Source organism: Achromobacter animicus (assembly GCF_040775605.1).
GTDB classification, from domain to species: Bacteria; Pseudomonadota; Gammaproteobacteria; order Burkholderiales; family Burkholderiaceae_B; genus Achromobacter; species Achromobacter animicus.
Window position 1 is genome coordinate 4,131,791 of sequence record NZ_JAYGJK010000001.1, and the last position, 25,769, is coordinate 4,157,559.

Annotated in this window: 21 protein-coding genes; 7 read left to right on the top strand and 14 right to left on the bottom strand. The window is 66.4% G+C overall.

All coding sequences use genetic code 11. From position 1 onward, the window contains the following. The 6 genes from cpaB to AB3147_RS18835 all read right to left on the bottom strand — a co-directional run bounded on the left by cpaB (window position 1) and on the right by AB3147_RS18835 (window position 3,691). The gene (gene cpaB / locus AB3147_RS18810) at window positions 1-975 is read right to left on the bottom strand and encodes a Flp pilus assembly protein CpaB (RefSeq protein ID WP_367352690.1); all 975 of its coding nucleotides are present in this window, start codon (window positions 973-975) and stop codon (window positions 1-3) included. Then, window positions 972-1,463: a TadE family protein gene (locus tag AB3147_RS18815; protein WP_367352691.1), complete on the bottom strand. Its 492-nt coding sequence runs from the start codon at window positions 1,461-1,463 to the stop codon at window positions 972-974. The genes cpaB and AB3147_RS18815 overlap by 4 nt, the downstream gene beginning before the upstream one ends. A 1-nt stretch (window position 1,464) precedes the next feature. Further along, on the bottom strand, window positions 1,465-1,926 hold the full coding sequence (locus AB3147_RS18820; protein ID WP_175123681.1) for a TadE/TadG family type IV pilus assembly protein: 462 nt from the start codon (window positions 1,924-1,926) through the stop codon (window positions 1,465-1,467). Beyond that, window positions 1,872-2,393: an A24 family peptidase gene (locus AB3147_RS18825; RefSeq protein WP_367352692.1), complete on the bottom strand. Its 522-nt coding sequence runs from the start codon at window positions 2,391-2,393 to the stop codon at window positions 1,872-1,874. The genes AB3147_RS18820 and AB3147_RS18825 overlap by 55 nt, the downstream gene beginning before the upstream one ends. A gap of 133 nt (window positions 2,394-2,526) precedes the next feature. After that, window positions 2,527-2,739, bottom strand: coding sequence for a Flp family type IVb pilin (locus AB3147_RS18830; RefSeq protein WP_056563247.1), 213 nt, complete (start codon window positions 2,737-2,739; stop codon window positions 2,527-2,529). Between the two features lie 121 nt (window positions 2,740-2,860). Beyond that, window positions 2,861-3,691: an MHYT domain-containing protein gene (locus AB3147_RS18835; protein WP_367352693.1), complete on the bottom strand. Its 831-nt coding sequence runs from the start codon at window positions 3,689-3,691 to the stop codon at window positions 2,861-2,863. A 549-nt stretch (window positions 3,692-4,240) separates the two neighbouring features. Between AB3147_RS18835 and AB3147_RS18840 the strand changes: the two genes are divergently transcribed. The 3 genes from AB3147_RS18840 to AB3147_RS18850 all read left to right on the top strand — a co-directional run bounded on the left by AB3147_RS18840 (window position 4,241) and on the right by AB3147_RS18850 (window position 8,548). Beyond that, window positions 4,241-5,899 (top strand): ShlB/FhaC/HecB family hemolysin secretion/activation protein, encoded by a 1,659-nt coding sequence (locus AB3147_RS18840; protein ID WP_367353558.1) that lies wholly within the window; start codon window positions 4,241-4,243, stop codon window positions 5,897-5,899. 369 nt (window positions 5,900-6,268) lie between these two features. Further along, entirely contained in the window at window positions 6,269-7,975 is a 1,707-nt protein-coding gene (locus tag AB3147_RS18845) for a collagen-like triple helix repeat-containing protein (RefSeq protein WP_367352694.1), read from the top strand. Between the two features lie 27 nt (window positions 7,976-8,002). Continuing rightward, window positions 8,003-8,548: a MarR family winged helix-turn-helix transcriptional regulator gene (locus AB3147_RS18850; protein ID WP_367352695.1), complete on the top strand. Its 546-nt coding sequence runs from the start codon at window positions 8,003-8,005 to the stop codon at window positions 8,546-8,548. A 94-nt stretch (window positions 8,549-8,642) separates the two neighbouring features. Here AB3147_RS18850 and AB3147_RS18855 read toward each other — a convergent pair whose 3' ends face one another. The 7 genes from AB3147_RS18855 to AB3147_RS18885 all read right to left on the bottom strand — a co-directional run bounded on the left by AB3147_RS18855 (window position 8,643) and on the right by AB3147_RS18885 (window position 19,233). After that, window positions 8,643-10,334: an ABC transporter ATP-binding protein gene (locus AB3147_RS18855; protein WP_367352696.1), complete on the bottom strand. Its 1,692-nt coding sequence runs from the start codon at window positions 10,332-10,334 to the stop codon at window positions 8,643-8,645. Continuing rightward, the gene (locus tag AB3147_RS18860) at window positions 10,331-11,842 is read right to left on the bottom strand and encodes an ABC transporter permease (protein ID WP_367352697.1); all 1,512 of its coding nucleotides are present in this window, start codon (window positions 11,840-11,842) and stop codon (window positions 10,331-10,333) included. The genes AB3147_RS18855 and AB3147_RS18860 overlap by 4 nt, the downstream gene beginning before the upstream one ends. Window positions 11,843-11,847: 5 nt before the next feature. Then, window positions 11,848-12,825: an ABC transporter permease gene (locus AB3147_RS18865; RefSeq protein ID WP_056563262.1), complete on the bottom strand. Its 978-nt coding sequence runs from the start codon at window positions 12,823-12,825 to the stop codon at window positions 11,848-11,850. Further along, entirely contained in the window at window positions 12,822-15,059 is a 2,238-nt protein-coding gene (locus AB3147_RS18870; protein WP_367352698.1) for an ABC transporter substrate-binding protein, read from the bottom strand. The genes AB3147_RS18865 and AB3147_RS18870 overlap by 4 nt, the downstream gene beginning before the upstream one ends. 179 nt (window positions 15,060-15,238) lie before the next feature. After that, window positions 15,239-15,919 (bottom strand): thermonuclease family protein, encoded by a 681-nt coding sequence (locus AB3147_RS18875; RefSeq protein WP_218344600.1) that lies wholly within the window; start codon window positions 15,917-15,919, stop codon window positions 15,239-15,241. Window positions 15,920-16,008: 89 nt separating this feature from the next. Continuing rightward, a complete protein-coding gene (locus tag AB3147_RS18880) occupies window positions 16,009-17,019 on the bottom strand; it encodes a magnesium and cobalt transport protein CorA (protein ID WP_175126147.1) in 1,011 nt (336 codons plus the stop codon). Between the two features lie 84 nt (window positions 17,020-17,103). After that, window positions 17,104-19,233, bottom strand: a complete 2,130-nt coding sequence (locus AB3147_RS18885) for an ATP-dependent helicase (protein ID WP_367352699.1) — start codon at window positions 19,231-19,233, stop codon at window positions 17,104-17,106. Window positions 19,234-19,347: 114 nt separating this feature from the next. Between AB3147_RS18885 and AB3147_RS18890 the strand changes: the two genes are divergently transcribed. Further along, window positions 19,348-20,262: a DUF72 domain-containing protein gene (locus AB3147_RS18890; protein WP_175138047.1), complete on the top strand. Its 915-nt coding sequence runs from the start codon at window positions 19,348-19,350 to the stop codon at window positions 20,260-20,262. Window positions 20,263-20,268: 6 nt separating this feature from the next. On the opposite strand, the gene AB3147_RS18895 is transcribed toward AB3147_RS18890, so the two are convergent. Further along, window positions 20,269-21,780, bottom strand: coding sequence for a MocR-like pyridoxine biosynthesis transcription factor PdxR (locus AB3147_RS18895; RefSeq protein WP_367352700.1), 1,512 nt, complete (start codon window positions 21,778-21,780; stop codon window positions 20,269-20,271). 96 nt (window positions 21,781-21,876) lie between these two features. Between AB3147_RS18895 and AB3147_RS18900 the strand changes: the two genes are divergently transcribed. The 3 genes from AB3147_RS18900 (at window position 21,877) to AB3147_RS18910 (ending at window position 25,728) form a co-directional block, all read left to right on the top strand. Continuing rightward, on the top strand, window positions 21,877-23,139 hold the full coding sequence (locus tag AB3147_RS18900; protein WP_312996443.1) for a 4-aminobutyrate--2-oxoglutarate transaminase: 1,263 nt from the start codon (window positions 21,877-21,879) through the stop codon (window positions 23,137-23,139). A gap of 143 nt (window positions 23,140-23,282) precedes the next feature. Beyond that, window positions 23,283-24,752, top strand: a complete 1,470-nt coding sequence (locus tag AB3147_RS18905; RefSeq protein WP_175138046.1) for an NAD-dependent succinate-semialdehyde dehydrogenase — start codon at window positions 23,283-23,285, stop codon at window positions 24,750-24,752. Between the two features lie 121 nt (window positions 24,753-24,873). Next, window positions 24,874-25,728 (top strand): inositol monophosphatase family protein, encoded by an 855-nt coding sequence (locus tag AB3147_RS18910; RefSeq protein ID WP_367352701.1) that lies wholly within the window; start codon window positions 24,874-24,876, stop codon window positions 25,726-25,728. The last annotated feature ends 41 nt before the right edge of the window (window positions 25,729-25,769 follow it).

A 25,769-nucleotide genomic window follows, 5' to 3' on the forward strand; every position in this document is an offset into this window, starting at 1 on the left:
TCAGTAGCGCACGTGCTCGGATTTGTCTCCTCGAATGATTTCCACCGTCCGGCCGCCGCCGGTCCCTTGGGGCCGGGCTGCCGGCCGGGCTGCGGGACCACGCGCGGCGGGCGCCAGAGCGGCGGCCGTGCTGCCATCGAGCTGTACCAAACTTTCGCCCGCGAAGGCGCGGTTCGGGCCCGTCAGCAGCGACTCGCGCTGCGCGGGTGTCAGATCCGCCCGCACCGGCAACACCGTGCCGCGCGGGGCGAACAGGGCCACATCCGGCATGCTGTCGTCGCCCACGGGCCGCAGGGCCAGCTGCAGGCGGCCCGCGCGGCTGGCCAGCATCAATTCGTTCACGCGATCCACCGGCACCGCCAGCACCGCGGTGCGCGCCGGCTGGCCAGGACCGCCTTGCTGCAAGGCAGGCTTCTCGTCCGGTCCTTCCACCGTGGCCTGGCCATAGGCCAGCACGCGCACCTGCGACTGCAACAGGCGCGCCTGGCCCGAGGCGACTTCGGGGCTTTTCTCGATCATGAAGAACACGTCCACCATGTCGCCCGGGACAATGCGGTTGCCGCCGCCGACAACCTCGTCCACCGCGATGGCGACGGCGCGCTCGCCCGTCTTGAGCTGGCGCGCCAGCCCCTGCGTCAGCAGGCTGGGCACGATCGGATCGCCCACGGCAATGTCCACTCTTGTCACCGCGCCATCCAGCGGCGCGATGTCGGCAAAGCCGCCGGACAACGCAGCCTGCCACTGCACCACCGTCAGCATGCGTGCGCTGTCGATGCGTGAACCGGCCGGGATCGCCTCGCGCGCCACAACCACCGGATACAGCTTGACCGGCTCGGCCGGCGCAACAGCCACCGGCGCCGGCGCCACGGTGGCCGCCGGGCGCGGCGGCGCCGACGCCAGACGCCAGGCCACGAACGCAAGCGCGACGCCCGCCACCAGCAACAATCCCGCGACGATCTTGCTCAGACTGCTCATGGCGTCCCCTGCGATATCTGCACGACAGCCTGCGAATGCAGCCTGCTTGGAATCCAGTTGCGGTTTGCGCCCGGCAAGGCGGTGACCAGGCCACGCACGGTCTCCAGCAGCGGCCAGGTCTGCGTGTTGTAGGTCATGGCGACGGTGGCGCAGTCGGCCTGCGCCCCGCCTGCCCCGCTCCACGCGCACGGCGCGCGCGTAGCGCTGCACAGCACCGCCGATCCGGCGGAAAACGTTCGCATTGCCGCCACGCAGGCGATGGCCGGCACGTCGGACTGGCCGCTGAACCGCGCATGGACGGCGGCGCGCGCGCCGTCAGCGGCGGCGGCGGCCAATTGCTGCTGCATCCAGAACAGCGCACCGAATCCGACCACGCCGCAGATGAAGAGCAGCAGCACCGTGAGCGTCAGCGAAAACTCCAGCGCCGCGATGCCGCGCTGGCGCGCGCGGGTCTTGATGCGGTTGAGGGTTTGCGGCGTCGCGCACATGTCAGCTACCCCCGCCCAGAGCGTCGCCCAGATGCACCGTGGCACGGGCGCTCAGCACGCTGGAAGCCGGCATCAGCGCCGTGTTCAAAAATGGCACGGCCGGCAGGAGCGGATGGGCGCCGTACGCGTACGACACGTTGACTTCGACCTGATCCTGCGCCAGCGGCAAGCCGCTGCACGCGCCGCCGGCCGCGCTGGTCAGGGCGCCCGCACTGCCGCAGACCGCAACCTGTACGGGTCCGGCGGACATGGCGCTGATCCACGCCGCCTGCGACAGCGCCGATTCTCGTCCCGCTTCCGCCCGCGCCGAGAGCGACGCGGTGCCCGGCTGCCACTGCAGGATCTTGCGCGCGCCGTCCTGCGCGGCGAGCGTCACGGAATGCTGCGCGGCGACCACCAGGGAATACGTCAGGATCCCGTAGAACACCAGGAAGAACACCACGAATACCAGGGCGAATTCCACGGAATAAGCGCCGCGCTGAAGGCGGCCAGGCCCACATATGCGGCATAGGGAATCTGGCGCGCGCGGTTGCTCAGTGCCCAGACGCCCGACACGGCCAGATACAGCAAGCTGTGCAGACCGGCCAGCACGCTGGCCAGCACCAGTGTCACCATCAGCGGCGCAAAGCCCAGCAGCAATCCGAGCACGGCAATGGCCTTGATATCGCCGGCCCCCATCAGACGCCAGCGCCACAGCGGCAGGAAAAGCGCCGCCGTCAGAAATCCGGCCAGCGTCGGCAGCCATCCGCTCCAACGCGGCGGATAGGCCCAGCCGGGCGCCAGCAAGGCCGCCAGCAGCCAAAGCAATTGGGCCGCGAATCCCACGACGATCAGCCGGTTGGGGACGCGGCGATGACGCAGATCGCCGTGGATCAGCGCCAGAATCCAGCATGTGAACAACAGCCACCACAGCAGCACCCCTGGATACAAGGCTAGACCTTCCAAAAATCCGGTAACACGACAGGCGCGCCATGGCGGACGCTGCCCCCATCAATCAAACAAGGCCGGGTTGCGGCGTCGCGCTGCGGTGGCCGGACCACCGCAGCGCGATTCCGCTTGCACCTCAGCCGGCGCCGCCAGCCGGCGGCGTGGTGCCGGTACCTGCCTTGGCGTTGTCCAGCTTGGTGCCAAGGTCCTCGAACATGCCTTTCAAGGAACCGGTAAAGGCGCCCACCGCCACAATGAGGGCCACCGCCACCATGCCTGCGATCAGCCCGTACTCCAGGGCGGTGATGCCGTCTTCGTCATTCCAGAACTGCGCAAGTGTTGCTTTCATAACAAGCTCCATGAGCATCGATTGACGACCGAGGCCGTTGTTGCGTGAACAGAACCAGCCCCTTCAAATCCTGAACCGCCCGCACGCCACTGCACTGCCGCGGCGGGGACCCAGGGACCTGCTAACCCGGCCCAGGTGAGGCGCCGGGAGATCTGTGCGGCGCCTCAGCAGGCGCCGATTCAATGATCGAGTCGATGCGCTGCGCCATGCGCGCGCGAAAGCGTTGGGAAGCCCGCTGTAAATGCCAGCGCATGAGCAGCAAGGTGATGATGGACAAAGCGAATGCGATATACGGCAGCATGGCGCCCCCGATATACCCGCCGGCGGCGTCATTGGCGACGGTGCAGATAACCGCGCCGGCGGCCGCGCCCGTGTAATGCATGCCGCATACCGCGACGGCCATCAATATGGCGGCGCCGATGCGCTGGCGTTCATTCTGCGTATTGAATGCAAGCCAGAGTGCGGCGGTGGCCGCAATGACGGCAATCAGCACCGACAAGACCACCAGGGGAAGATTCCAGAGCAGAACCGCCGGCATGCGCGCGGCACTCATACCGACATAATGCATGGATGCCACGCCGAAGCCTGCGGCGCACCCGCCGATCAGGCACCGGATAAACGTGAATCGGTCGCGGCCGACATACCAGAAGGACCAACCGGAAAACCCGGCGGCAACCAGAAAGCTGAGTAGGGTCAGCCCCATCTGATAACCGACTTCAAACGGCAGGTTCTGTGCCAGCATGCCGATGAAATGCATGCTCCAGATACCCACGCCGCCCATCGCCACCGCGCCGATGACGACATAGCCGAGGCGGATCTCGCCGTCCTGCGTTTCGGCGCGGATGCCCGCCGCCGCCAGCAGGGCGACGTACGAGCCCAGGGCCGCGATCAGGAACGACAGCGCAACCAGGCCGCTATCGAAGGAGAGCGGGACGATGTCGCCCGGGCTCATGAAAGCTCCTTGTGTGGTGACCGGCAGCGGTTATGTGCGGCCGGCGGGTAATTGCAGTGCATCTCGCAGTAATTCCCAGCCATATGAATCTCCGGGAGGGTCCACACATTTTGCGTATTTTTGATACGTGACCTCAGTTTATATATTGCCAAATCATACGCATCAGGGTTTTCACTGAATTTCGCAATGTTGCGACACACCAGTTGTAACGGATACTCCCAACTTCGAGGGAATCGTATAAAAAACACCCCAATCTCGCCTATCTTTCAACCAACGAATTAATGGGGACATCGGGATAATTGAGCGCGGAAGACATATTGCACGTCGTACAACCGCAGTTTGAAATCGATTGTCATTGTTCAGACAATACTGGCACCATATAAACGGCGTTAATCGAAACTTTCCATTACTGGTGACGCAACCCCTATTCCACTCGACACGCGATCTTTATCGGCTCGGCATTCACATGAGCAAGCAGAAATGAAAGATAAAAAAGGCACACGAGTGAAAATTCAGGGCGGGCCATTGGCCCTTGCCCTCTTTTGCCTGATGGCAACGGCCTCGCCCTCTCGAGCGGAGGGACCGTTACGAGGCAATCCGGTGGATGCCCTGCCAAGGCCGGAACGTCCGCCATCGGCAAGGCAGCCGCCGCCGGTGGTCCAGACCGCCACCCCGGAGCAACTGGCCTTGCAGGCCCGGCTGGCGCAACGGATCGTGCCGCGTAACTTCGACGTCACCGGGGTGCGCGCCATTCCGTTCGAGGAAGTGTCCGCAATACTCGCCCCGCTGGCGGGCAAGGAAATCAGCCTGGGCGAACTGGTCGCTCAGGTGGACAAGATCACGCAGCTCTACCGCGACAAGGGCTATCCCCTGTCATTTGCGCTGGTGCAGAACCAGACGTTCGCAAATGGCCTGGTCGTCGTGACGGTGGTCGAAGGCTATATCGCCAATGTTCGGATCGACGGCGACATCGGCAATGCGCAGGACCGCCTTGAAGCGCTGGCCGCGCCGATGCTCGCGGAACGGCCGCTCAGCCAGGTCACGCTAGAGCGCCAGCTGAACCTCATGCGTACCGTGCCAGGCGTCAGGTTCACGCCCAGCCTGGACCTGCCCCGCCGCGCAGACGGCGCCACCGAATTGTCGCTGACGGCCAGCCGCCAGCCCGTCAACCTTAGCGGCGACATTGCGGACCTGGGCACCGGCATGCAACCCGTGGTGAATGTCACGACGAATAGCCTGACGCCATTGGGCGAACAAGTGAAGCTCACTGCGGCAGTGCCCTTCAATACCGATGACGTCAAATACGTGTCCGGCGAAATCCGGGTGCCGATCGGCGCGGATGGCCTGTCGGTCAAGGTTGACGGTTATTACTACGATGCTCGCCCGCAGGACGACGCGATCGAGCTGCTGGGTTTTGATCGGCGAGTCAAAAACGACCGTATCGGCGTCGGCGTCAGTTATCCGTTCCTGTTGAACAACCGGCGTTCGCTGACCGGGACATTGGGGGTATATGCCGCCAATTCCAAGGACCGGTACGAAGCCCGCGATTCCGACCGGTGGTTGCAGCAAGACGCGCAGGTGCGCGCCGCGACGGCCGAGATGCGCTATATCCAGGTTTCAGAAACCAAAGCGACGGACGTCACGCTGACGGCCGCCAAGGGGTTTGACGCCGCAGGCGCAAAAAAGGATATCTCGACCAACTACGGTTATTCCGCGACGCCACGGCTGGATCTGGACTTCACGCGCTACAACCTGAATGCCCGGCAGACATTCGCGCTGCCCCACCAGTTCGGACTCGTGTTCTCCGGCGCGGGGCAGTATTCCAGCAATATCCTGCCCTCTTCCGAGCAGATCTCCTTTGGCAGCTGGCGGTTTGCCATGGGTTATCCGCAGGGCGAGCAAAGCGGGGACAAAGGCGTCGGCGTGTCGGCCGAAATCAATCGCCGCTTCGGCGTGGGCTGGACATACCTTTCCAGCGTGCAGCCCTACGCCTTGGTCGACTACGCGCGCACCTGGTACAACAACAAGGACCTGCAGACGCTGAATAACCGGCACCTGTCATCCGTAGCGCTGGGCGTGCGGATCACCGACGACAAGCATTATCTTTTCGACTTCAACGTGGCCAAGCCGGTGGGATCGGCCACCGTCAATAACGACCGTGACCTGCGTTTCAACGCCAATTATTCGCTCTTCTGGGACGCGCTATAACTGCCGAACCCTGCCCCGCGCGGTTGTGCCAATGGTTTAAAGACGCCCGTTTCGACGGGCGTTTTTAATGCGGGAAAGGCGCCGATGTTACGTAACGCGCGACGTAACGTCGGCCGTAACGTTACGGCCGATGACCGGCTTTCCGTAACAGTCGCAGGGTCGCCGACATCCCAAAACAACGATTATCAGGAACCAGGGAAAAACCCTTAAAGCTCTGGATATGGGCCTGATAACAAAGGGGATTTTTAGGTACAGCATTACCGAAACTGGTGTTTTGCGTCGGTTCTGAAAAATCTTGGCATGGTTTGTGCATCAGGAAGCGTACCGGGTTGTTTCAGGACCCGATTCTTCCAGCCAAAGGAGTTCGTCATGCAGATCCATTCCGAAAAGCGCCGCCTCCATCGCGTCCTCTCCGCCACCGTCCTGGCCACCGCGCTTGTAGGCGCACTGAGCGCCTGCGGAGGAAACGGCGGCAGCGGGAAGAAAACCGCAGGCCTCCCAGGAACCGATATCCCGACCAACCCCGGCGGAGGCGGCCTGGATCCCGGCCTGAACCCCGGCGGGGGCACGAACCCCGGGGGAGGCACCAACCCGGGCGGCGGTACGAACCCCGGCGGGGGCACCAACCCCGGTGGGGGCACCAACCCGGGAGGCGGCACCAATCCCGGCGGTGGCGGCACCGACCCCGGCACCAACCCGCCCCGCGTCATCGGCGTGCTGGAAACGACGCTGGGCAACACCGGCGGCGCAGTCGACAACGCCCTGCCTCTGAACCTGGACTCGACCCTTGGCGGCGTGGGCAAGGCGCTGGATCCCACCATCAAGCCGGTCGCGGACACCGTGGTCGGGCTGACGCAGCAGGTGGGCGCCACAACCGGCCTGGGCCAGCCCCTGGACGGCATCGTCAGGCAGGTGGGAGGCGCGGTCAGCGACCTCGGCACGGACGTCAAGGGCGCGGGCCTGCCCGGCGGCTTGTCGGTTGGCGTGGGCGGGCTGGTGGATGGTTTGGGCAAGACAGTGGCCAGCACCGGCGGCCTGCTGCATGCGGACGCGAACAATCCCAATCCCCTGACGACGGTGCTGGGCAATGCCACCGGCGCGGTGGGCGCGCTGACCGGCCCGCTGGCTGGCCAGGGCGGTCTGCTGCAACCGATTACCCAGGTCGTGGCTGGCGTGACGGGCGGAGTGCTCAACGGCCCGACCACGCCGCTGCTCGAGCCCGCGCTGGGCAATGTCGGCAAGACCGTCGACAACGTGCTGCCGCTGGGCCTGCAGACGACACTGGCAGGCGTGGGCGGCGCGCTCGACCCCACCGCCAGCCCGTTGGCCGCCAACGTGGTGGGCCTGACTCAGCAAGTGGGCGACACGACGAAGCTGGGCGCACCGGTCGCCAACCTGTTGACCAGCCTGGGCGGCACGGTCACGAATCTGGGCGGCTCGTTGCCGGGTGCTGCACCCGGCTTGAACGGCGTGCTGCAAGGACTGGGCGGAGCCGTCGCCAGCGCAGGCGGATTGGTCCATGCCACGCCGGGCAACGCGAATCCGCTGGGCTCGACGCTGGCCAACGCCACGGGCGCGGTTGCGTCGCTGACGGGAGGCCTGGGCGGCGTGACCGGCGACGCCAATGGCGCGGGTGGCTTGCTGGCGCCCGTGACGGGACTGCTGGGCGGTGTGACGGGCGCCCTGAATGGCGCGGCGGGCGGCGCGGCGGGTGGCGGTCTGCTGGGTGGGGTGACCGGCGGACTGACTGGTGGCGCCGGCGCCACCGCCGGTGCGGGCGCCTCGGCTGGTGCAGGCGCCTCGGCCGGCACGAACGGCGGCGGCCTGCTGGGTGGGCTGCTGGGTGGCGTGAACGTCGCGGCGGGTGCGGGCGCGGGCGCGGGCGCAGGTGTCACCACCGGCGCGCCGGCCAGCTCGGGAGGATCGGGCGGAACGACGGGTGGCGCAACCAACGGCGGCCTGCTCGGCGGTCTGCTGGTGGGGGTGACGGGCGCCACGACAGGTGGCACGACGGGCGGTGCGCCCAACGGCGGCTTGCTCGGCGGGTTGCTCGGCGGCCTGGCCGGCAAGAAGTAATCCCCCTAATCGCCAGGAAACCACATCATGCTGCAACAACAGACCTACCATCACCACGAGCCCATGACCGGCATGGTCGAGCCATCAAAGAGCAGCCGGCGGTCCGGGATGCTGGACGAGATCGGCCTGCTGCTCGGCCGGCAGTTTGCCGCCTACAACACCGCCTGCCAATCGGCCTTGGCCGAGAAGCTGGGCACGACGGTGGCGGACCTGAAGGCCCTGGAGCTGGTCATGGCGTTCGATGCCCTGCCCACGGGGCATCTGGCGCGGTTGATGGGCATCAGTTCGGGTGGCGCCACCGCGCTCATCAACCGGCTGGAAGCGGCCGGCTATGTGGAACGCGGCCGCCACCCGCTTGACCGCCGGATCATCGTGATCCGGCCGGTCGAGGCTCAGTGCCGGGTGCTCGCGCAGGAGCGGCAGTGGATCGCCGAAACCATTGCGATGACGTCATGCAACTTCGACACCGCGGACCTGGAGGCCGTGCACGGTTTCCTGACGCGTTGCGGCCGCGGCGTGAAGCGCGACACGCTGGACTGGCTGGAGACGGGCGGCGCGCATCAGCCTGGGTAGGCGGCGGCAGGGCCTAAACCCTGCTGCCGCTTCAACCGGATCCGGCCACATCGGCCGGATCCGGCTTCAACCCATTCACGCGGCATTAGACGGATCAATCCGCGTCAGGCGGCCCGAAGTGCAGACGCGGCACCGCGGCCAGCAGCCGGCGCGTGACTTCCTGGCGCGGCGCCAGCAAGACCGATTCGGCCTGACCCAGCTCGACGATGCGGCCCTTGTCCATGACGGCGATACGGTCCGCCAGATACTCGACCACGCCGAAGTTGTGGGTGATGAAGAGATACGCGATGCCCAGATCGGCCTGCAATTCGCGCAGCAGATCCAGAATCTGCGCCTGCACCGACACATCCAGCGCCGACGTGGGCTCGTCGCAGATCAGCACCTTGGGTTCGACCGCCAGCGCGCGCGCGATGGCGATCCGCTGGCGCTGTCCGCCCGAGAATTCATGCGGATAGCGCGTCAGCGTGTTGGCGGGCAGCCCGACGCGCTCGATGAGCTGCGCGGCGTGCTTTTCGCGGTCCTGCCGGCTCATGCCGCGCTTGAGCGACGCCAGTCCCTCGTCCAGGATCTCGCCGATGCGCATGCGCGGATCCAGCGATGCGTACGGGTCCTGGAACACGATCTGGATGTCCTGCCGCAGCCGCTGCAGCTGGCGGCGGTCGGCCGTCAGCAGGTCGTGACCTTGCAGCATGGCGCGGCCCGAGATGCGCGCGCCGTCGATCAGCCGCAGCAAGGCCTTGCCGGTGGTGGTCTTGCCGCAGCCGGATTCGCCCAGCAGCGCCAGCGTTTCGCCCGCGCGCAGCGTGAAGGTCACGCCGTCCACGGCCTTGACCCACGACACGATGCGGCGCAGCGGCCCCTTGCGTACCGGGTAATGGACTTTCAGATCCTGCACATCCAGCACCACGCCTGCCGTGCGATCCGGCCCGGCCTGCTGGCGCTGCTGCGCGGCCACGGCGCGGCCCTGTTCGGTCAGCGGCACGCCACGCTTATCGAAGGTGGGGATCGCTTCGAAGAGCTGCTTGGCATACGGATGGCGCGGCGCGCGGAAGAATTCCTCGGCGCTGGCGCTTTCGACGATCTCGCCGCTGCGCATCAATGCGACGTGATGCGCCACGTTCTTGACCACGGCCAGGTCGTGCGTGATCAGGAGGACGGCCATGCCCATTTCCTGCTGGATGCTGGCCAGAAGGTCCAGCACCTGCGCCTGCACCGTCACGTCCAGCGCGGTGGTCGGCTCGTCGGCGATCAGGAGAACGGGCTCGGCCGCCAGCGCGATGGCGATCATGACGCGCTGCTTCTGGCCACCGGAAAACTGGAACGGATAGTCGTCGATGCGGCGGTCGGGATCGGGAATGCCGACCCGGCGCAGCCAGTCGATGGCCCGCGCGCGCGCTGCGGCTCCGCGCAGCGGCGTGTGCGCGGTCAGCGTCTCGATGATCTGGTCGCCCACGCGCATGACCGGATTCAGGCTGGTGGACGGTTCCTGGAAGATGATGCCGATGCGCCCGCCGCGCACGCCGCGCATGGCGCTTTCCGGCAGGCGGTTCAGGTCTTCGCCGTCCAGGTCGATCTGCCCGCCCACGATACGTCCGGCGTCCGGCAACAGCCGCAACAGCGCCAGCGCCGTCATGCTCTTGCCGCAGCCCGATTCGCCCACCAGCGCGAAGGTCTCGCGCTGCGAGATCGCCAGTTGCAGGCGCTTGACCGCATGCGTCATGCCGCTTTCGCCCGCGACGTCGACGTCCAGGCCGTTTACGGTCAGCAAGGGAGTGTCGTAGCTCATGGCGCCTCCCCGGTCTTGGAGGCGCGGCCGTCCGCCGCCAGCATGGCTTCCGGACGGCGGCCAAGAAAGCCGAGGCGCGCCAGGCGGCTGGGCTTGTAGCGCCGCGTGCGCGGGTCGAAGGCGTCGCGCACCGCATCCGCAAACAGGTTGGCCGCCAGCACCAGCGCCAGCATGAAAAGGAAAGCGGTCATGAGGTTCCACCAGATCATGGGGTCGCGCGACATTTCCAGCCGCGCGCCGTCGATCATCGAGCCGAAGGAATTCATGCTGGGATCCACGCCGATGCCCAGGTAGGACAGCACGGCCTCGTAAAGCACCAGACCCGAGAATTCCAGCACCACGGTGATCAGCACCAGATGGGCCACGTTGGGCAGCAGGTGGCGCGTCATGATGCGCCAGTGCGACACGCCGAAGGCGCGCGCGGCCTGCACGTATTCCAGCTCGCGCAGCTTGAGCGTTTCGGCGCGCAGCAGGCGGCACAGCCCTGCCCAGCCGGTCAGGCCCAGGATCATGCACAACAGGAACAGCCGCAGGTCGGCGCGTGCCGCCGAGGTGTTGAAGAGGTCGGAATGGTTGTCGATGTACACCTGCATCATCAGCGCGCACGCGGCCACCAGCAGCACGCCGGGAATCGAGGTGATGGTGGTGTACAGGTACTGGATGGCATCGTCGACCTTGCCCTTGAAGTACCCGGCCGCGATCCCAAAAATGATCGCCGGCGGCAGCATCGCCAGCGTGGTGAGGCTGCCGATGACGAGCGCGGTGCGGATGCTTTTCAGCGCCTGCCACAGCACGTCGTTGCCGATGCGGTCGGTGCCCAGCGCGTGATAGCCGGTGGACAGCCCCGCCAGCGCCCCCACCGTCAGGCACAACAGGGCGAAGGTGATCGTCATGGCGCGCCAGGGAATGTCGGCGCGGCCGGCCAGCAATTCCTCTGCGGCATGGGACGCCGAACCGGTGGCGCGCGTCAGGCAGGCAAACAGCAGGACCGCGCCGGCCAGCGCAACGGCCAGCCCCGCGGCAAGTCCCCATCCCAGCCGCATCGCGATATCGCCGCCGCGCTCTTTCTCGGGATCGGTCAGGTGCAGCGCCGCCCCGCGAAGCCGCGGAAAATCGCGCACCGGCTTATCGTCGACCAGCATGGTCTCTTTGGTGAACTGATGCGCGGCCAGCGGCTCGGAATAGGTTTTTTCGGGGCGCGTGAGCACGGTGCCGGCCAACAGGCCATCCAGCGCCGACCGCACCGCGGGCGCGTAGACCGGCGGTGCGTCGGCGGCGGCGCCCGGTGCCGGCGGCAGCAGCGGACGATAGTGGACGGAATCCAGCAGGCCGACCACCGAAAAGGCAACCAGGATGACGGCCGAACACATGGCGGGCGTATCGCGCGCGACACGCGCCCAAGTGGCGCGCAGGTTCGGACTGCGGCGCACGTGCCAGACGTAGGCCAGCGCGCCGGCCACCATCAGCCACAGCGCGATATCGGTCCAGAGAAAGACGAACTTGGGCATGGCGGCTACTCGAAACGCACGCGGGGATCGGCCAGCGTGTAGGAAATGTCGGCCAGGATCAGCCCCACGATGTAAAGCGCGGCGCCCAGGAACACCATCGCGCGCACGATGGAGAAGTCCTGGGCATTGATGGCGTCGATGGTGTAGCTGCCCAGCCCCGGAATGCCGAAGAACGATTCGGCGATCAGGCTGCCCATGAAGAGCAGCGGCAGCGCGGCGACCGTGCTGGTCAGGATGGGCAGCATGGCGTTGCGCAGCACGTGGCGGAACAGCACGACGCGTTCGGCCAGGCCCTTTGAGCGCGCGGTACGCACGTAATCCTTGCCGATCTCTTCAAGAAACAGGGTGCGGTAGAAGCGCGCTTCGGGCCCCAGCCGCGACACGATCGCCACCAGCACCGGCAGCGCCAGGAACTTGATCACGTCCAGTCCGCCCGAATAGCCCGAGAACGGCACCAGCCGCAGCAGCTTCGCGAACAGCCACTGCCCCGCGATGATGTAGAACAGGCTTGATATCGACAGCAGCATCACGCACAGCACGACGCCCCAGAAGTCCAGCCGCGTGGCGCGGAAATACACCAGCGTCAGCGAGAACACGATGCTGGCGAACAACCCCAGAAAGAACGTGGGCACCGCCAGCGCCAGGCTGGGCCCCATGCGCGTCTTGATCTCGCGGCCGATGTCGCGGCCGCCATCCGACGCGCCAAAATCCATCACCAGCAGCGGCACCGAACGCCGGTAGAACACCGTGTCCGTGAGTTGCGCCGTGCCCTGGGCCTCGGCATTGAAAAACAGCGGCTTATCGTAGCCGCGTTCGGCCTTCCATTTCTCCACCGCGTCCTGGCTGACGCGCTGGCCGCCGATGGCCAGCCGCGCCATGTCGTCGGGCGTGTTCACCGCGAAGAACAGGATGAAGGTAAAGAGATTGACGCCGATCAGAATCAGCACGCCGTACAACAGCCGGCGGATGACATAGCCGATCATGATTGATGCTCCTTGCGTTCGGGCGGCACAAACGCCGTCTGGCGTTCACGCCGCTTGAGCGCCACATACGAAGGCCAGATCGCCAGCGCCAGCAGCAGGATGAAGACGCCGACGGGCCACCAGATGGGCGAATTCCATTCGTCGATCTTCTGCTGCCGCAGTGCCGGGTCGATCTTCATGTACTGCAGCGTGTTGCGCACCATCTGCGTGGGCTTGGCGTTGCCGACCCACTGCTGATAGGCCCCGCCCGACATCGGGAAGTAGCCGAACATCCATGGCGCATCGCGCTGGACGACGGCGATCATATCGGCGATCAGCGCGGCCTTCTCGGGGCCGTCATCCAGGAATTTCATCTGCTCGAACAGCTTGTCGAACTCGGGGCTGGCATAGTTGGCCGCGTTTTCACCGCCGCCCTTGGCTTTGGCATTGGGGCCATACAGCAGGAAGAGGAAGTTCTCGGCGTCGGGGTAGTCGGCATTCCAGCCCCACAGGAAGATCTGCGCGGCGCCGCGCAGCATCTTGTCCTGGAAGCGGTTGTAGTCGGTGGCGCGCACGTCGAGCTGCACGCCAATCTTGGCCAGCTGGCGCCGCATCCAGTCGGACTGCGGGTTGGAGCCGCCGCCGGACATGGAATCGAAGTACAGCACCAGCGGTGCGCCCGTCTGCGCGTTGCGGCCGTCCGGGTAGCCGGCCTCGGCCAGCAGCCGCTTGGCCACGTCGATGGACTTGCGCACGGGCTTGCCGTCCACCAGGTCATACACGACGGGATTGATGCCTTCGGGCGGATCGCGGTAGCCCAGCACGCCAGGCGGCACCGGGCCATAGGCCACAGACGCCTGGCTGTTCTCGAACACCGCCACGTACTCTTCCCAGTCGAAGGCGATACTGATGGCCTGGCGCAGCTTGCGGTTGCGTTCCTGCTGCTCGGGCGTGTCGCCCTTGCCCACCACCGGATCCAGCCAGTTGAAACCCATGTACCAGTTGGCGGTCTCGACCGTGGTCGGCAGCTTGATGCCGTGCTCTTGATACTTGCGCGCCTTGTCCTGGCTGTCGCCGGCCGCCACCAGCATGGCCACGCCGTATTCGCCGCGCTCGATCTGCGGCACGTCGTAATAGCCCTGCATGAACTTGCCGGTCAGCGGAATGGCTTCCTTTTCGACGCTGAACTCGGCGCGGTCGATGAAGGGCGTGGGCTTGCCGCAGTCGGCCAGAAGACCCGCGGCCCTGTCGCCGGGTTCGCCTTCGCAGGGATAGGGCTCGCCGTGGTAATTGGGATTGCGGCCCAGCACGTGGCGGCGGTTTTGCAGCGATTCGACCAGCATGTACGGGCCGGTGCCCACCGGCCAGGTGTTCAGCGACAGGTCGTGGGCGGCCATGCCGGGCTGGTTGTAGAACCGGTCCGCTTCCCAGGGGATGGGCGCGGTGAAGGTCATGGCCAGCCAATACTTGAACTGCGGATACTTGCCGTCGACGCGGATCCGCAGCGTGTGGGCATCCAGCGCCTCGACGCCCTTGAAGCCGTCGTCCTCGCGCAGGTCCAGCCAGGGCGACGCGCCCGCGCCGCCGGGCACGTCGCGCCGCAGCTCCTGGTCGCGCTTGCGCAGCCGGTCGCCGTAGTCTTTGAGGCCCTGCACGTGTTCGGCCATCAGCGAATAGATGGGCGACACCACGCGCGGACTGGCCAGGCGCCGGAACGCATAGACGTAGTCGTCGGCGGTGAGCTCGCGGGTGCCCGTCAGCGGGAAATCGGGAATGTAGAACTTGTCGTCGAGTTCGCCGGGCGCCAGCGGAAAGTAGGCGTAGCTGCCGTCCGGCTTGCGGGCGAAGGCCGGATGCGGCGCGAAGCGGATGCCCGGCCGGATCTTGATGTCGTAGATGCTTTGCGCGATCTGGTCGCCCGGCGCGTCCGCAGGCAGCGTGTTGCCGTCCTTGTCCAGGTACACCGGCGGATCGATCGACGCGGCCGCGCGCGGGATCAGCTCGTAGGGCCGCTTCAGGTAGTGATACCCGTACAGCGGCTCATAGATGTTGTAGGTATATGGCGTTTCGTCGCCGGAATAGGAACTGGCCGGGTCCAGGTACTTCGGGGAGCGTTTGACGAACGCGGAATACAGCGTGTTCTGGCTTTCGGCGCCGGATGGATAGGGGCTGTTGATGGGGCTTTCTTGCGAGCAGCCCGCCAACGCCAGCGACAGCAGCATGGCCGACGCCCAGAGCCGCTTCAGTACACCCATGGAAACCTTCCCTTCGTTTCGTAGCGACAGAGGATAGCAAAAGGGGGGCCGGGGAAATACCCCGGCATGCCCTTAGAGGCGCTACGGGCGGATCGGGCCGGCGCGCGCCGGGGCGCCGGCTGGGCGGCTGGATGAAGGTGAGAAGCCCGGATGACGGCGAAGCACCCCGTTGGCGGAGGTCAGTTGCACTGGCGCTGGCGCCAGCAGTCATAGCGCCATTTCCAGGGCTGCATGGGGTCCGGCCTCGCCCACAGCCCGCGCCCCGCCGCCTTGGCCTGGCGCTGCAGATCCGGCATGGCCTTGTCGCGCAGGTAATCGCCCTTGCGGGCCGTGTAGGCCCAGGCGTAGCCAGCCTCGACCTGCACGCGATTGGCGGAGCGGCCATCGTCCAGGATCAGCGCGCAGACATCGCGGCCATATTGATCCTGCTCGTAGCACTGCGCGGTGAGCGTCTTGCCGGCCACCAGTCCAGCCAGATGCTTGCGCGCCGCTTCGGCGTCTGGCTGGCCGGGCTGATCCGTGCCATGGCCCTCTTCCGGCGCGTCGATGCTGTCCATCCGGATGCGCCGCTGCCCGTCAGGCGCCCGTAGCGTCACGGTATCGCCGTCCGCCACATTCACGATCGTGCCCGTCAACGTGTAGCTTCCTTGCGGCACACCGCCCGCAGGCGCCGTGGCGGACGGTTTACCGCCCGCCGGCGCTGTCCCCGAGGGCTTGCCGGTTGCCGTCGGCCCCGGGCGCTGCGGCGCGGAAACCTGCGGCGAAAGCCAGTTCACGATGGCACCCGCCGCCGCCAGAACCAGGGCGACGACAAGGGCGGTCAGCTTGCTGCCGCCGCGAAAGGGGGATTTGCCACGCACCGGCGGAACTCCAGAGGGAAAACGACAGCGAGTTTGCCACAAGGGAGCTCGCTGTAGACGCCTGGTTGATGTCGTCTGACACCCCGGGATTACAACCAGCCCGACTTCCGGAACCGCCAATACAGCACCGAACACACGGACGCGATGACGCCCAGCGTGACCGGATAGCCCCATGGGGATTTCAGTTCCGGCATGAACTCGAAGTTCATGCCATAAATGCCGGCGATCGCGGTGGGCACGGCCAGGATGGCGGCCCAGGACGCAAGTTTGCGGGTGGTGTCGTTCTGCGCCGCCTGCCCGATCATCAGGCTGGCTTCAAAGGCGAACGCCAGCGACTCGCGCAGCGAATTGAAAAGCTCATCCACGCGCAGCACGCGATCCGCCACTTCGCCAAAGTAAGGCCGCGCATGCTCGTCCACCGCAGACATTTCGACGCGCGCCAGCCGGCGGCAGATCTCGGCCAGCGGCGACACCACGGTATGGATGCGCAAGAGATCCCGGCGCTGCCGGTACAGCCTGCGGATGTCCGAGTCCTTGGCGCCTCGGATCAGCAGCTTCTGTTCGGCGCCTTCGACGACGCTTTCGATCTTGACGGCCGCCGCCACGTAGCGATCCACCAGCCAGTCCAGCAGCTCGGAGGCCACGTAGTCGCTGCCGCGTTTGAGCAGGTCCGGCGAGGCTTCCAGGCGCTCGCGCAGCGGACTGTGCCCGGCGGTGGCGCCGCGCCGCACGGTGACCAGGAAGCCGTCGCCGATGAGGAACTGCGTCTCGCCGAAGATGGGCCGCTCGGCTTCGACTTCGACCGTCACGGCGACGATGAGAATCATGTTGCCGTAGTCGATGATCTTGGGACGCCGGTGGGCTTCCAGCATCTCTTCCTGGTTCTTGTCGCACGCGCCAAGCTCGCGCGACACCTTGGCAAGCGTCTCCGGACTGGGGTTGCGCAACCCGATCCACAGCATGCTCTGGCCCTGACGCTGGGCAACGTACTGGCCGGCCTCTTCGATAGGGACCTCGCGGTCCCGCCGTCCGTTCACGTAGGCGATCGATGCCACGACCTCGCCCTTGGGCGCGTCGGCGGCTTGCTCTTCAGTAGACATAGACATCCTCGGACAAATCGATCCCTGCGGTGCAGCGTGTGATTATCGGCCGATGATAGCCCAGCCTCCGGGCGGGCCGACGCCTTAGAACAGGTTGCGCACCCGCTTGGCCACGTCGATGCGCGGCGCCTGCGGCTCGCGCGGCTCGGCCCGTCCGGGCGGCAGATCGGGCAGCTTGGGCAGGTGGTCAAAGAGCGGCAGCATGGCGTTGGTGATGAACCGCGTGCGCGAGCCGTACACGTGGCGATCGCCCATCCCCGTCTGCTGATGCACGTAGAAGCGCTGTGGCACGACAAGCTGCAGCCGTTCCTTGGCCCGCGTCATGGCCACATACAGCAGCCGGCGCTCTTCCTCGATCTCTTCGGCCGTGCCCGTGCTCATGTCGGACGGGATGCAGCCGTCCACCACGTTCAGCACGTAGACCGCCTTCCACTCCTGGCCTTTCGCGGAATGGATCGTGGACAGGATCATGTAATCCTCGTCGCGCAGCGGCGCGCCGGATTCGTCGCTGGTGGCGTCGGGCGGATCCAGCGTCAGTTCTGTCAGGAAGCGCTCGCGTGTCGGATAGCCCGACGCAATGCGAACAAGCTGGTCGAGATCTGTCTTGCGCACGCGCGCATCGTCGTACAGGCGCTCGAGCTGGCCGCTATACCAGCGCAGCGCCAGGTCCACGTCGGCCGGCCACTTCAGCGTGGGGTCGCACAGCGCGGCGTACGTGTCGGCGAAGGCGCCCCACTCTTCCTGCGCCGCCGCGCCCGGCTTGAACTCGCGCAGCGTGCGCAGCGGCTCGGTGGACGCGGACATCGCGTCCATCAGCTTGCCCGCCGTGGCGGGGCCGATGCCCGGCATCAGCTGCGCGACGCGGAATCCCGCCATGCGGCCGCGCGGGTTCTCGGCCCAGCGCAGGATCGACAGCAGGTCCTTGACGTGCGCCGCTTCCAGAAAGCGCAACCCGCCGAACTTGACGAAGGGGATGTTGCGGCGAGTCAGCTCCAGTTCAAGCGCGGCGCTGTGGCTGGCGGTGCGAAACAGCGCCGCCTGCGACTTGAGCGTTGCACCGCCCTCACGCTGCGCCAGCACCTGGTCGGCCACCCAACGCGCCTGCCCGGCTTCGTCGCTGACCGTGACCAGCTCGGGCAATTGCGACGACTTGCGGTCGGTCCACAGGTCCTTGGCATAACGTTCGGTCGCCTGCGCGATCACGGCGTTGGAGGCGGTCAGGATGGGTTGCGAGGACCGGTAGTTGCGGTCCAGCGTGATGACCCGCGCGGGCGCGGGAAACAGGTTGGGAAAGTCCAGGATGTTGCGCACGGTGGCGGCGCGGAACGAGTAGATGGATTGCGCGTCGTCGCCCACCACCGTAAGGCCGCGGCCGTCGGGCTTCATGGCCAGCAGGATGGCCGACTGCAGCCGGTTGGTGTCCTGGTATTCGTCCACCAGCACATGATCGAAGCGCGCGCCGACATCCGCTGCAATCTCCGCGTCCGACATCATTTCGGACCAGTACAGCAGCAGATCGTCGTAGTCCAGCACCTGCTGGTCCTGCTTGGCCGCGACATACGCGCGGAACAGGTTCTTGAGCTCGTCTTCCCATTGCGCGCACCACGGAAACGACGTCTTGAGCACATCGCCCACCGGCGTCTGGCTGTTCACCACGCGCGAGTAGATCGCCAGGCACGTGCCCTTGAGCGGAAAGCGGGATTTGGTGGAGGACAGGCCCAGCTCGTGCCGCACCATGCCCATCAGGTCCTCGGCGTCGCCGCGGTCATGGATGGTGAAGGCTTCGGACAGGCCGATGCGCAGCGCGCAATCGCGCAACAGGCGCGCGCCGATCGCATGGAAGGTGCCCGCCCACGGCAGCGACGGCGCCTGCTGCGATGAACGCAGGTTCATCACCCGCTGCAGCACCGACCCCACGCGCCGCTCCATTTCCAGCGCCGCGCGGCGCGAAAACGTGAGCAACAGCATGCGCTGCGGGTCCGCCCCGTTCAGAATCAGATGCGCCACGCGGTGCGCGAGCGTATTGGTCTTGCCGGACCCCGCGCCCGCAATCACCAGCAGCGGGCCGTCGTTGCCGGGCGCGCCGGCCACACCGAATTCGGCGGCCTCGCGCTGCGCGGGATTCAGGTCGGCCAGCGGATCGGGCCGCTCGGCCGGACGGGCGGCGGTCTGGAGGGTGTCGGGCGTGCGGGGAGTCTGATCTTGGTCTGGCATGTCGCGGAGCCGCAGCGCTGCGGCCGCAAAAAAGGAAGGAGCCAAGGCTGGCTCCGGGTGAACACTGTATATTTATACAGAATTTTTTGACTTCCGTCTGAACCGCCCGGCGCCATGCCCGATTTTCCCCGTATCCTGACCGGCACCGCCTCCTGGACCGACCCCACCCTGCTGGCCTGCGGTCGCTTCTTCCCGTCCGATGCACGCAGCGCCGAATCGCGGCTGCGGTTCTATGCGTCGCGCTTTTCGCTGGCCGAGGTCGACTCCAGCTTCTACGCGATGCCCACGCCGGACAACGCCTACCTGTGGTCCACCCGGACGCCGGACGATTTCGTCTTCAACATCAAGGCGTTCCGGCTATTTACCGGCCACCAGACGCCGCTCACCGCCCTGCCCGGCGACATCCGGCGCGAACTGGCGGACTGGCCGGAGCCCATCATCTACCACGACCGCATGCCGGGCGAGCTGCGCGACGAGCTCTGGCGGCGCTACCAGCTGGCCATCGAGCCCCTGCGGATGGCGGACAAGCTGGGCGCGGTGCATTTCCAGTTTCCGCCTTGGGTACGGCGCGACGCACGCGGCATGGCACGCGTGGCGGACTGCGCGCGGCGGATGGAGGAACATCTGGTGTCGGTGGAATTCCGCCACCACAGCTGGTTCGAAACCCCGTCGGCCACGGCGGACACGCTGGCCTTCGAACGGGATCTGGGTGTCGTGCACACGGTTGTCGACGCGCCGCAAGGGTTCGAGAACACCGTGCCCGCGGTTTGGGAAAGCACCCATCCGGAGCTGACGCTGTTGCGCCTGCACGGTCGCAATGCGGCCAAGTGGAACGCGTCGGGGCCGGCGTCGTCGGGGCGGTTTCAGTACGAATATTCGGAAGCGGAACTGGCCGAACTGGTCGCACGTTTCACGCGGCTGGCCTCGCAATCGGCGCAGGCGCATGCAGTGTTCAACACCAACTTCGAAGACCAGGGCATGCGCAACGCGGCGGCCTTCGCGTCGGCGTTGCAACTGCCGGGCCTGTGACGGGGGTCAGACACCCGCCTTCGCACTCGTCCTTACCGCCGGCCGCGCCACCTCCGCCAAGCTCTCCAGCAGCACTTCAAATTTGCGCGCGATGTCGTGCTCCGGCACACAGGCATATCCCAGCAGCAGCCCCGGCCGACGCCCTTCCTCGTTCACGTAATACCGCGACAGCGCGCGCGTGAGCACGCCCTTGCTGCGCGCCACCTCAACGACGCGCAGGTCGTCCATGTCCGCGGGCAGCGTCAGCACCAGATGCAAGCCCGCCATGCTGGCATCGCGATGCAGCCAGTCCGGACCCAGCCGGCGCTCGATCAGGTTGACCAGCATGGCGCGTCGGCGGCCGTACAGCATGCGCATGCGGCGGATGTGCGCCGCGTAATGGCCTTCGGAAATGAACGTGGCCAGCGCCGCGTGCGTCATCAGATGCCCTTCGCGGTACAGCTCCGCATGCGCCGCCTGAAAAGCCGCCGTCAGCGTCTTGGGCAGCACCAGATAGCCCACGCGCAGGCCCGGATACAGCGTCTTGCTGAAGGTCCCCATGTAGATCACCGGCGCGTCGGACTCCAAACCGAGCAGCGACGCGATCGGCCGGCCGGAAAAGCGGAACTCGCTGTCATAGTCGTCTTCGATGATCCAGCTGCCGCACTGCCGCGCCACCGCCAGCAACTGCCGCCGGCGTGCCAGCGACATCACGGGTCCCAGCGGATACTGATGCGACGGCGTGACAAAGATGAATCGCGGCGGCGTGTCCACGGCGTCAGGCACACGCATGCCTTCTTCATCCACCGGCAGATGCACGGTGCGCAGGCCGTTGGCTTGCAGGATGGTGCGCGCGCCCCAATAGCCCGGGTCTTCGACCCACGCCGTTTCACCGGCCTCACCCAGGATGCGCGTGGTCAGGTCGATGGCCTGATGCGAACCCTCGGTAATGATGATCTGCTCGGGATCGCAGTCGATGGACCGCGTCAGCGCCAGATGCTGCGCCAGCGCCTCGCGCAGCGCGGGCAGGCCGCCGCCATACGAATACGTCAGCAGATCCGGCGCGGGATTGCGCCACAGCGCGCTGAAGATGCGGCCGAACTTCTTGTGCGGGAATTCGGTCAGGTCCGGCACACCCGGCATGAACGCGCCCCATTGGTAAGGCGATGCCGACACGCCATCCACGATGGCCGCGCCGCGCGGAGACAGCGCCGGACGCGACGGCGCCTGCTGCGCCTGCCGCGCGCGGCGGCCGCTGGCCAGGTAAGAGTCCGGCACCGAGGCATTGACGAAGGTGCCGTTGCCCTGCCGGCTGCGCGTGTAGCCCTCGGCCAGCAGCTGGCTGTAGACGTGAACGACGGTGTTGCGGGCAATGCCCAGTTCGGCCGCCAGGTCCCGGGTGGCGGGCAGGCGCGAGTCCGCGGCAATGGATCCATCCAGGATGGCTTCACGGATGCCGCGATAGAGCCGCTTGTTCATGGGCTCGCTGGCGCCGTCGGCCAGGCGCAGCAGCAGCAAGTCACCGACGATGGACCGCAATTGGTTCTACCTGATTTATCAAAGTGGTTCCCACAAGTGGGGCCATCGTAGCATTAAATAAGTGTTTTACCGCCCATCACTCTCATCGAGACCGAGATGAAGAATCAGGATCTGAATACCCGCCGTTCCCTGGCCACGCCGCGCGGCGTCGGCGTCATGTGCGACTTCTACGCCGTGCGCGCGGAAAATGCCACGCTGTGGGATGCCGAAGGCAAGGAATACATCGATTTCGCAGGCGGCATCGCCGTCCTGAACACGGGCCACCTGCACCCGAAGGTCAAGGCCGCGGTCGCCGCGCAACTCGACAACTTCACGCACACGGCCTATCAGATCGTGCCGTACGAAGGCTACATCTCGCTGGCCGAGCGCATCAACCGTCTCGCCCCCATCGACGGCCTGAAGAAGACCGCCTTCTTCACGACCGGCGTCGAAGCCGTCGAGAACGCCGTGAAGATCGCGCGCTCGTCCACCGGCCGCTCGGGTGTCATCGCCTTCTCGGGTTCTTTCCATGGCCGCACGATGCTGGGCATGGCGCTGACCGGCAAGGTCGCCCCCTACAAGCTGTCGTTCGGCCCCATGCCGGGCGACATCTATCACGTGCCGTTCCCCAACGCCACGCAGTCCATCAGCGTGGCCGATTCGCTCAAGGCGCTGGACCTGCTGTTCAAGGTCGACATCGATCCGAAGCGCGTCGCAGCCATCATCATCGAGCCGGTGCAAGGTGAAGGCGGCTTCAACATCACGCCGCCTGAACTCATGACCGCGCTGCGCAAGGTCTGCGACGAACACGGCATCCTGCTGATCGCCGACGAAGTCCAGACGGGCTTTGGCCGCACCGGCAAGCTGTTCGCGATGGAACACCACAGCGTGCAGGCTGACATCATCACCATGGCCAAGAGCCTGGGCGGCGGCTTCCCGATCTCGGGCATCGTCGGACGCGCCGACGTCATGGACGGCCCCGCCGCGGGCGGCCTGGGCGGCACGTACGCCGGCAATCCGCTGGCCGTCGCCGCAGCGCACGCCGTGCTGGACGTCATCGCCGAAGAAAAGCTGTGCGAACGCGCCGCCCAACTGGGCGAAAAGCTGCGCGCGCATCTGGAAGGCCTGCGCGCCAAGGTGCCGGGCATCGCCGACGTGCGCGGCCTGGGCTCGATGGTCGCGCTGGAACTGAACGACGCGGCCGGCAAGCCCGACGCTGAAGCGGTCAAGCGCGTGCAGCAGCGCGCGCTCGACGCCGGCCTGATTTTGCTAAGCTGCGGTGTATACGGAAACGTCCTGCGCTTCCTGTATCCCTTGACCATTCCCGACGCCCAGTTCGCACGCGCGCTGGACATCCTGTCCGAGGCGCTTGCCGCTTGAGACAAAGGCCCTGAATAACCGGTTATTCGGCTGGCAGGAACAACGATTGCGGGCGTAGCAGGCAGGCGGCTTGATGAACAGGCCGCACGCCCGCCACGCCCGCAATCGCTTGGCCCGCCGCACCCATCAAGGAGACTTCCAACATGACAGCACTGTCCCATCCCCTCGCCCGTCCCGACCTGCTGCGCGACGCCTGCTACATCGACGGCAAGTGGGTCGGCGCCGGCGAAGGCGCATCGATCCCCGTCGACAATCCGTCCACCGGCAAGACCATCGTGTCGGTGCCCAAGCTGGGCCGCAAGGAAACCGAGCAGGCCATCGCCAGCGCACAGGCCGCGCTGCCCGCGTGGGCCGCCAAGACGGGCAAGGAACGCGCCGCGATCCTGCTGAAGTGGGCGCAGCTGATGATGCAGCACCAGAAAGACCTGGCCGCCATCATGACGTCCGAACAGGGCAAGCCGGTCACCGAAGCCGCGGGCGAAATCGCCTACGCCGCGTCGTTCCTGGAATGGTTTGCCGAAGAAGCCAAGCGCATCGACGGCGACATCCTGCAAAGCCCCAAGGCCGGCCAGCGCCTGATGGCGCTCAAGCAGCCCATCGGCGTCACCGCTGCGATCACGCCGTGGAACTTCCCGGCCGCCATGATCACCCGCAAGGTCGGCCCCGCGCTGGCCGCCGGCTGCACCATGGTCGTCAAGCCCGCGCAACAGACGCCGCTGACCGCGCTGGCGCTGGCCGTGCTGGCCGAAGAAGCCGGCGTGCCGGCAGGCGTGTTCCACGTCATCACGGGCAGCTCGCGCGACATCGGCGCGGCCCTGTGCGAAAGCGACGTGGTGCGCAAGCTGAGCTTCACCGGTTCCACCGAAGTCGGCCGCACGCTGATGGAGCAATGCGCGCCCACCATCAAGAAGCTGTCGCTCGAACTGGGCGGCAACGCGCCCTTCATCGTGTTCGACGACGCCGACCTGGACCGCGCGGTCGACGGCATCCTGGCATCGAAGTACCGCAACGCCGGCCAGACCTGCGTGTGCGCCAACCGCATCTACGTGCAGGCCGGCGTGTACGAGGAAGTGGCCAAGCGCCTGGTCGACAAGGTCAACGCCATGAAGGTCGGCGACGGCTTTGAAGACGGCGTGACGCAAGGTCCGCTGATCGACAAGAACGCCATTGAAAAGGTGCAGGAGCACATCGCCGACGCCACGGCCAACGGCGCCAAGGTCATCGCCGGCGGCAAGCCCCACGCCAAGGGCGGCACGTTCTTCGAACCGACCGTCGTGCGCGACGTGACGCAATCGATGCGCTTTGCCAGCGAGGAAACCTTCGGTCCCGTCGCACCGCTGTTCCGCTTCGATTCGGAAGACGAAGTCATCGGCATGGCCAACGACACCATCTTCGGCCTGGCCGCCTACTTTTTCACGCGCGACTACGCCCGCATCTGGCGCGTGTCCGAAGCGCTGGAATACGGCATCGTCGGCATCAACACCGGCCTCATCTCCAACGAAGTCGGCCCCTTCGGCGGCGTCAAGCAATCCGGCCTGGGCCGCGAAGGCTCTAAGTACGGCATCGAAGAGTACCTGGAGATCAAGTACCTCTGCGTCGACCTCGGCGCGTGAAGTCCGGCGCGCGCGGCGTCCTGCCGCGCGCGCCTGTCGTCCGCGTGGCCGATGTATGCGCCACGTTCACTCGGATACCATCCAGGCATGTTAGATTTGCGCGTTCCCTGGACGAGTCCGTATGAGCAGAACTTTCACCCTTGAGGACACCCGCAAGCTGGCGGCCATCCTGGCGGAAACCGCGCAGACCGAGGTCATGCCGCGGTTTCGCAACCTGCCCGAAGGCGCCGTGCGCGGCAAGACCTCGCCGCGCGATCTGGTCACCGACGCCGACGAAGCCGCCGAACGCCTCATCGCCGCGCGCCTGTCCAAGCTGCATCCGGGCGCCGTACTGATCGGCGAGGAAGCCTCGGCGCGCAATCCCGCCCTTTTGAACATGCTGGTCGACGCCGACCTCGCCTTTCTGATCGATCCCATCGACGGCACGCGCAACTACGTGGCGGGCCTGCCGCTGTTCGGAATGATGATCGCGGCCTGCCATCGCGGCGACGTGATTGCGGGCGTGATCTACGATCCGGTCAGCCGCGACAGCGCGCTGGCCGTGCGCGGCGAAGGCGCCTGGCTCGAATTCGAAAACGGCAAGCGGCTGCCGCTGGCCGTCGCCAGCCCCGCGCCCCCCGAGGACATGGACGGCCTGATCTCCACCGGCGCCCTGCCCGAGCCGCTGCGCACGACCGTCAACGGCAACCTGTCGCGCCTGGGCAGCACGGCCTCGCTGCGCTGCGCAGCGCATGAATACCGCATGATCGCCGCCGGCCATTGCCACGTCGCGCTGTACAACCAGTTGACGGCGTGGGATCACGCTGCCGGCTGGCTGCTCCATCGGGAAGCCGGTGGCTATGCGGCGCATTTTGACGGCTCCCCCTACAAGCCCACGCATCGCACGGGCGGCCTGCTCTACGCACCCGACGCGGGAAGCTGGCACGCGGCGCGCAAGGCGCTGCTGGGGGACGCATTGGAAGGCATCGAGACTTGACAACACCGGCCGGGACCACCCCAAAAAACTGGGGTTATCCC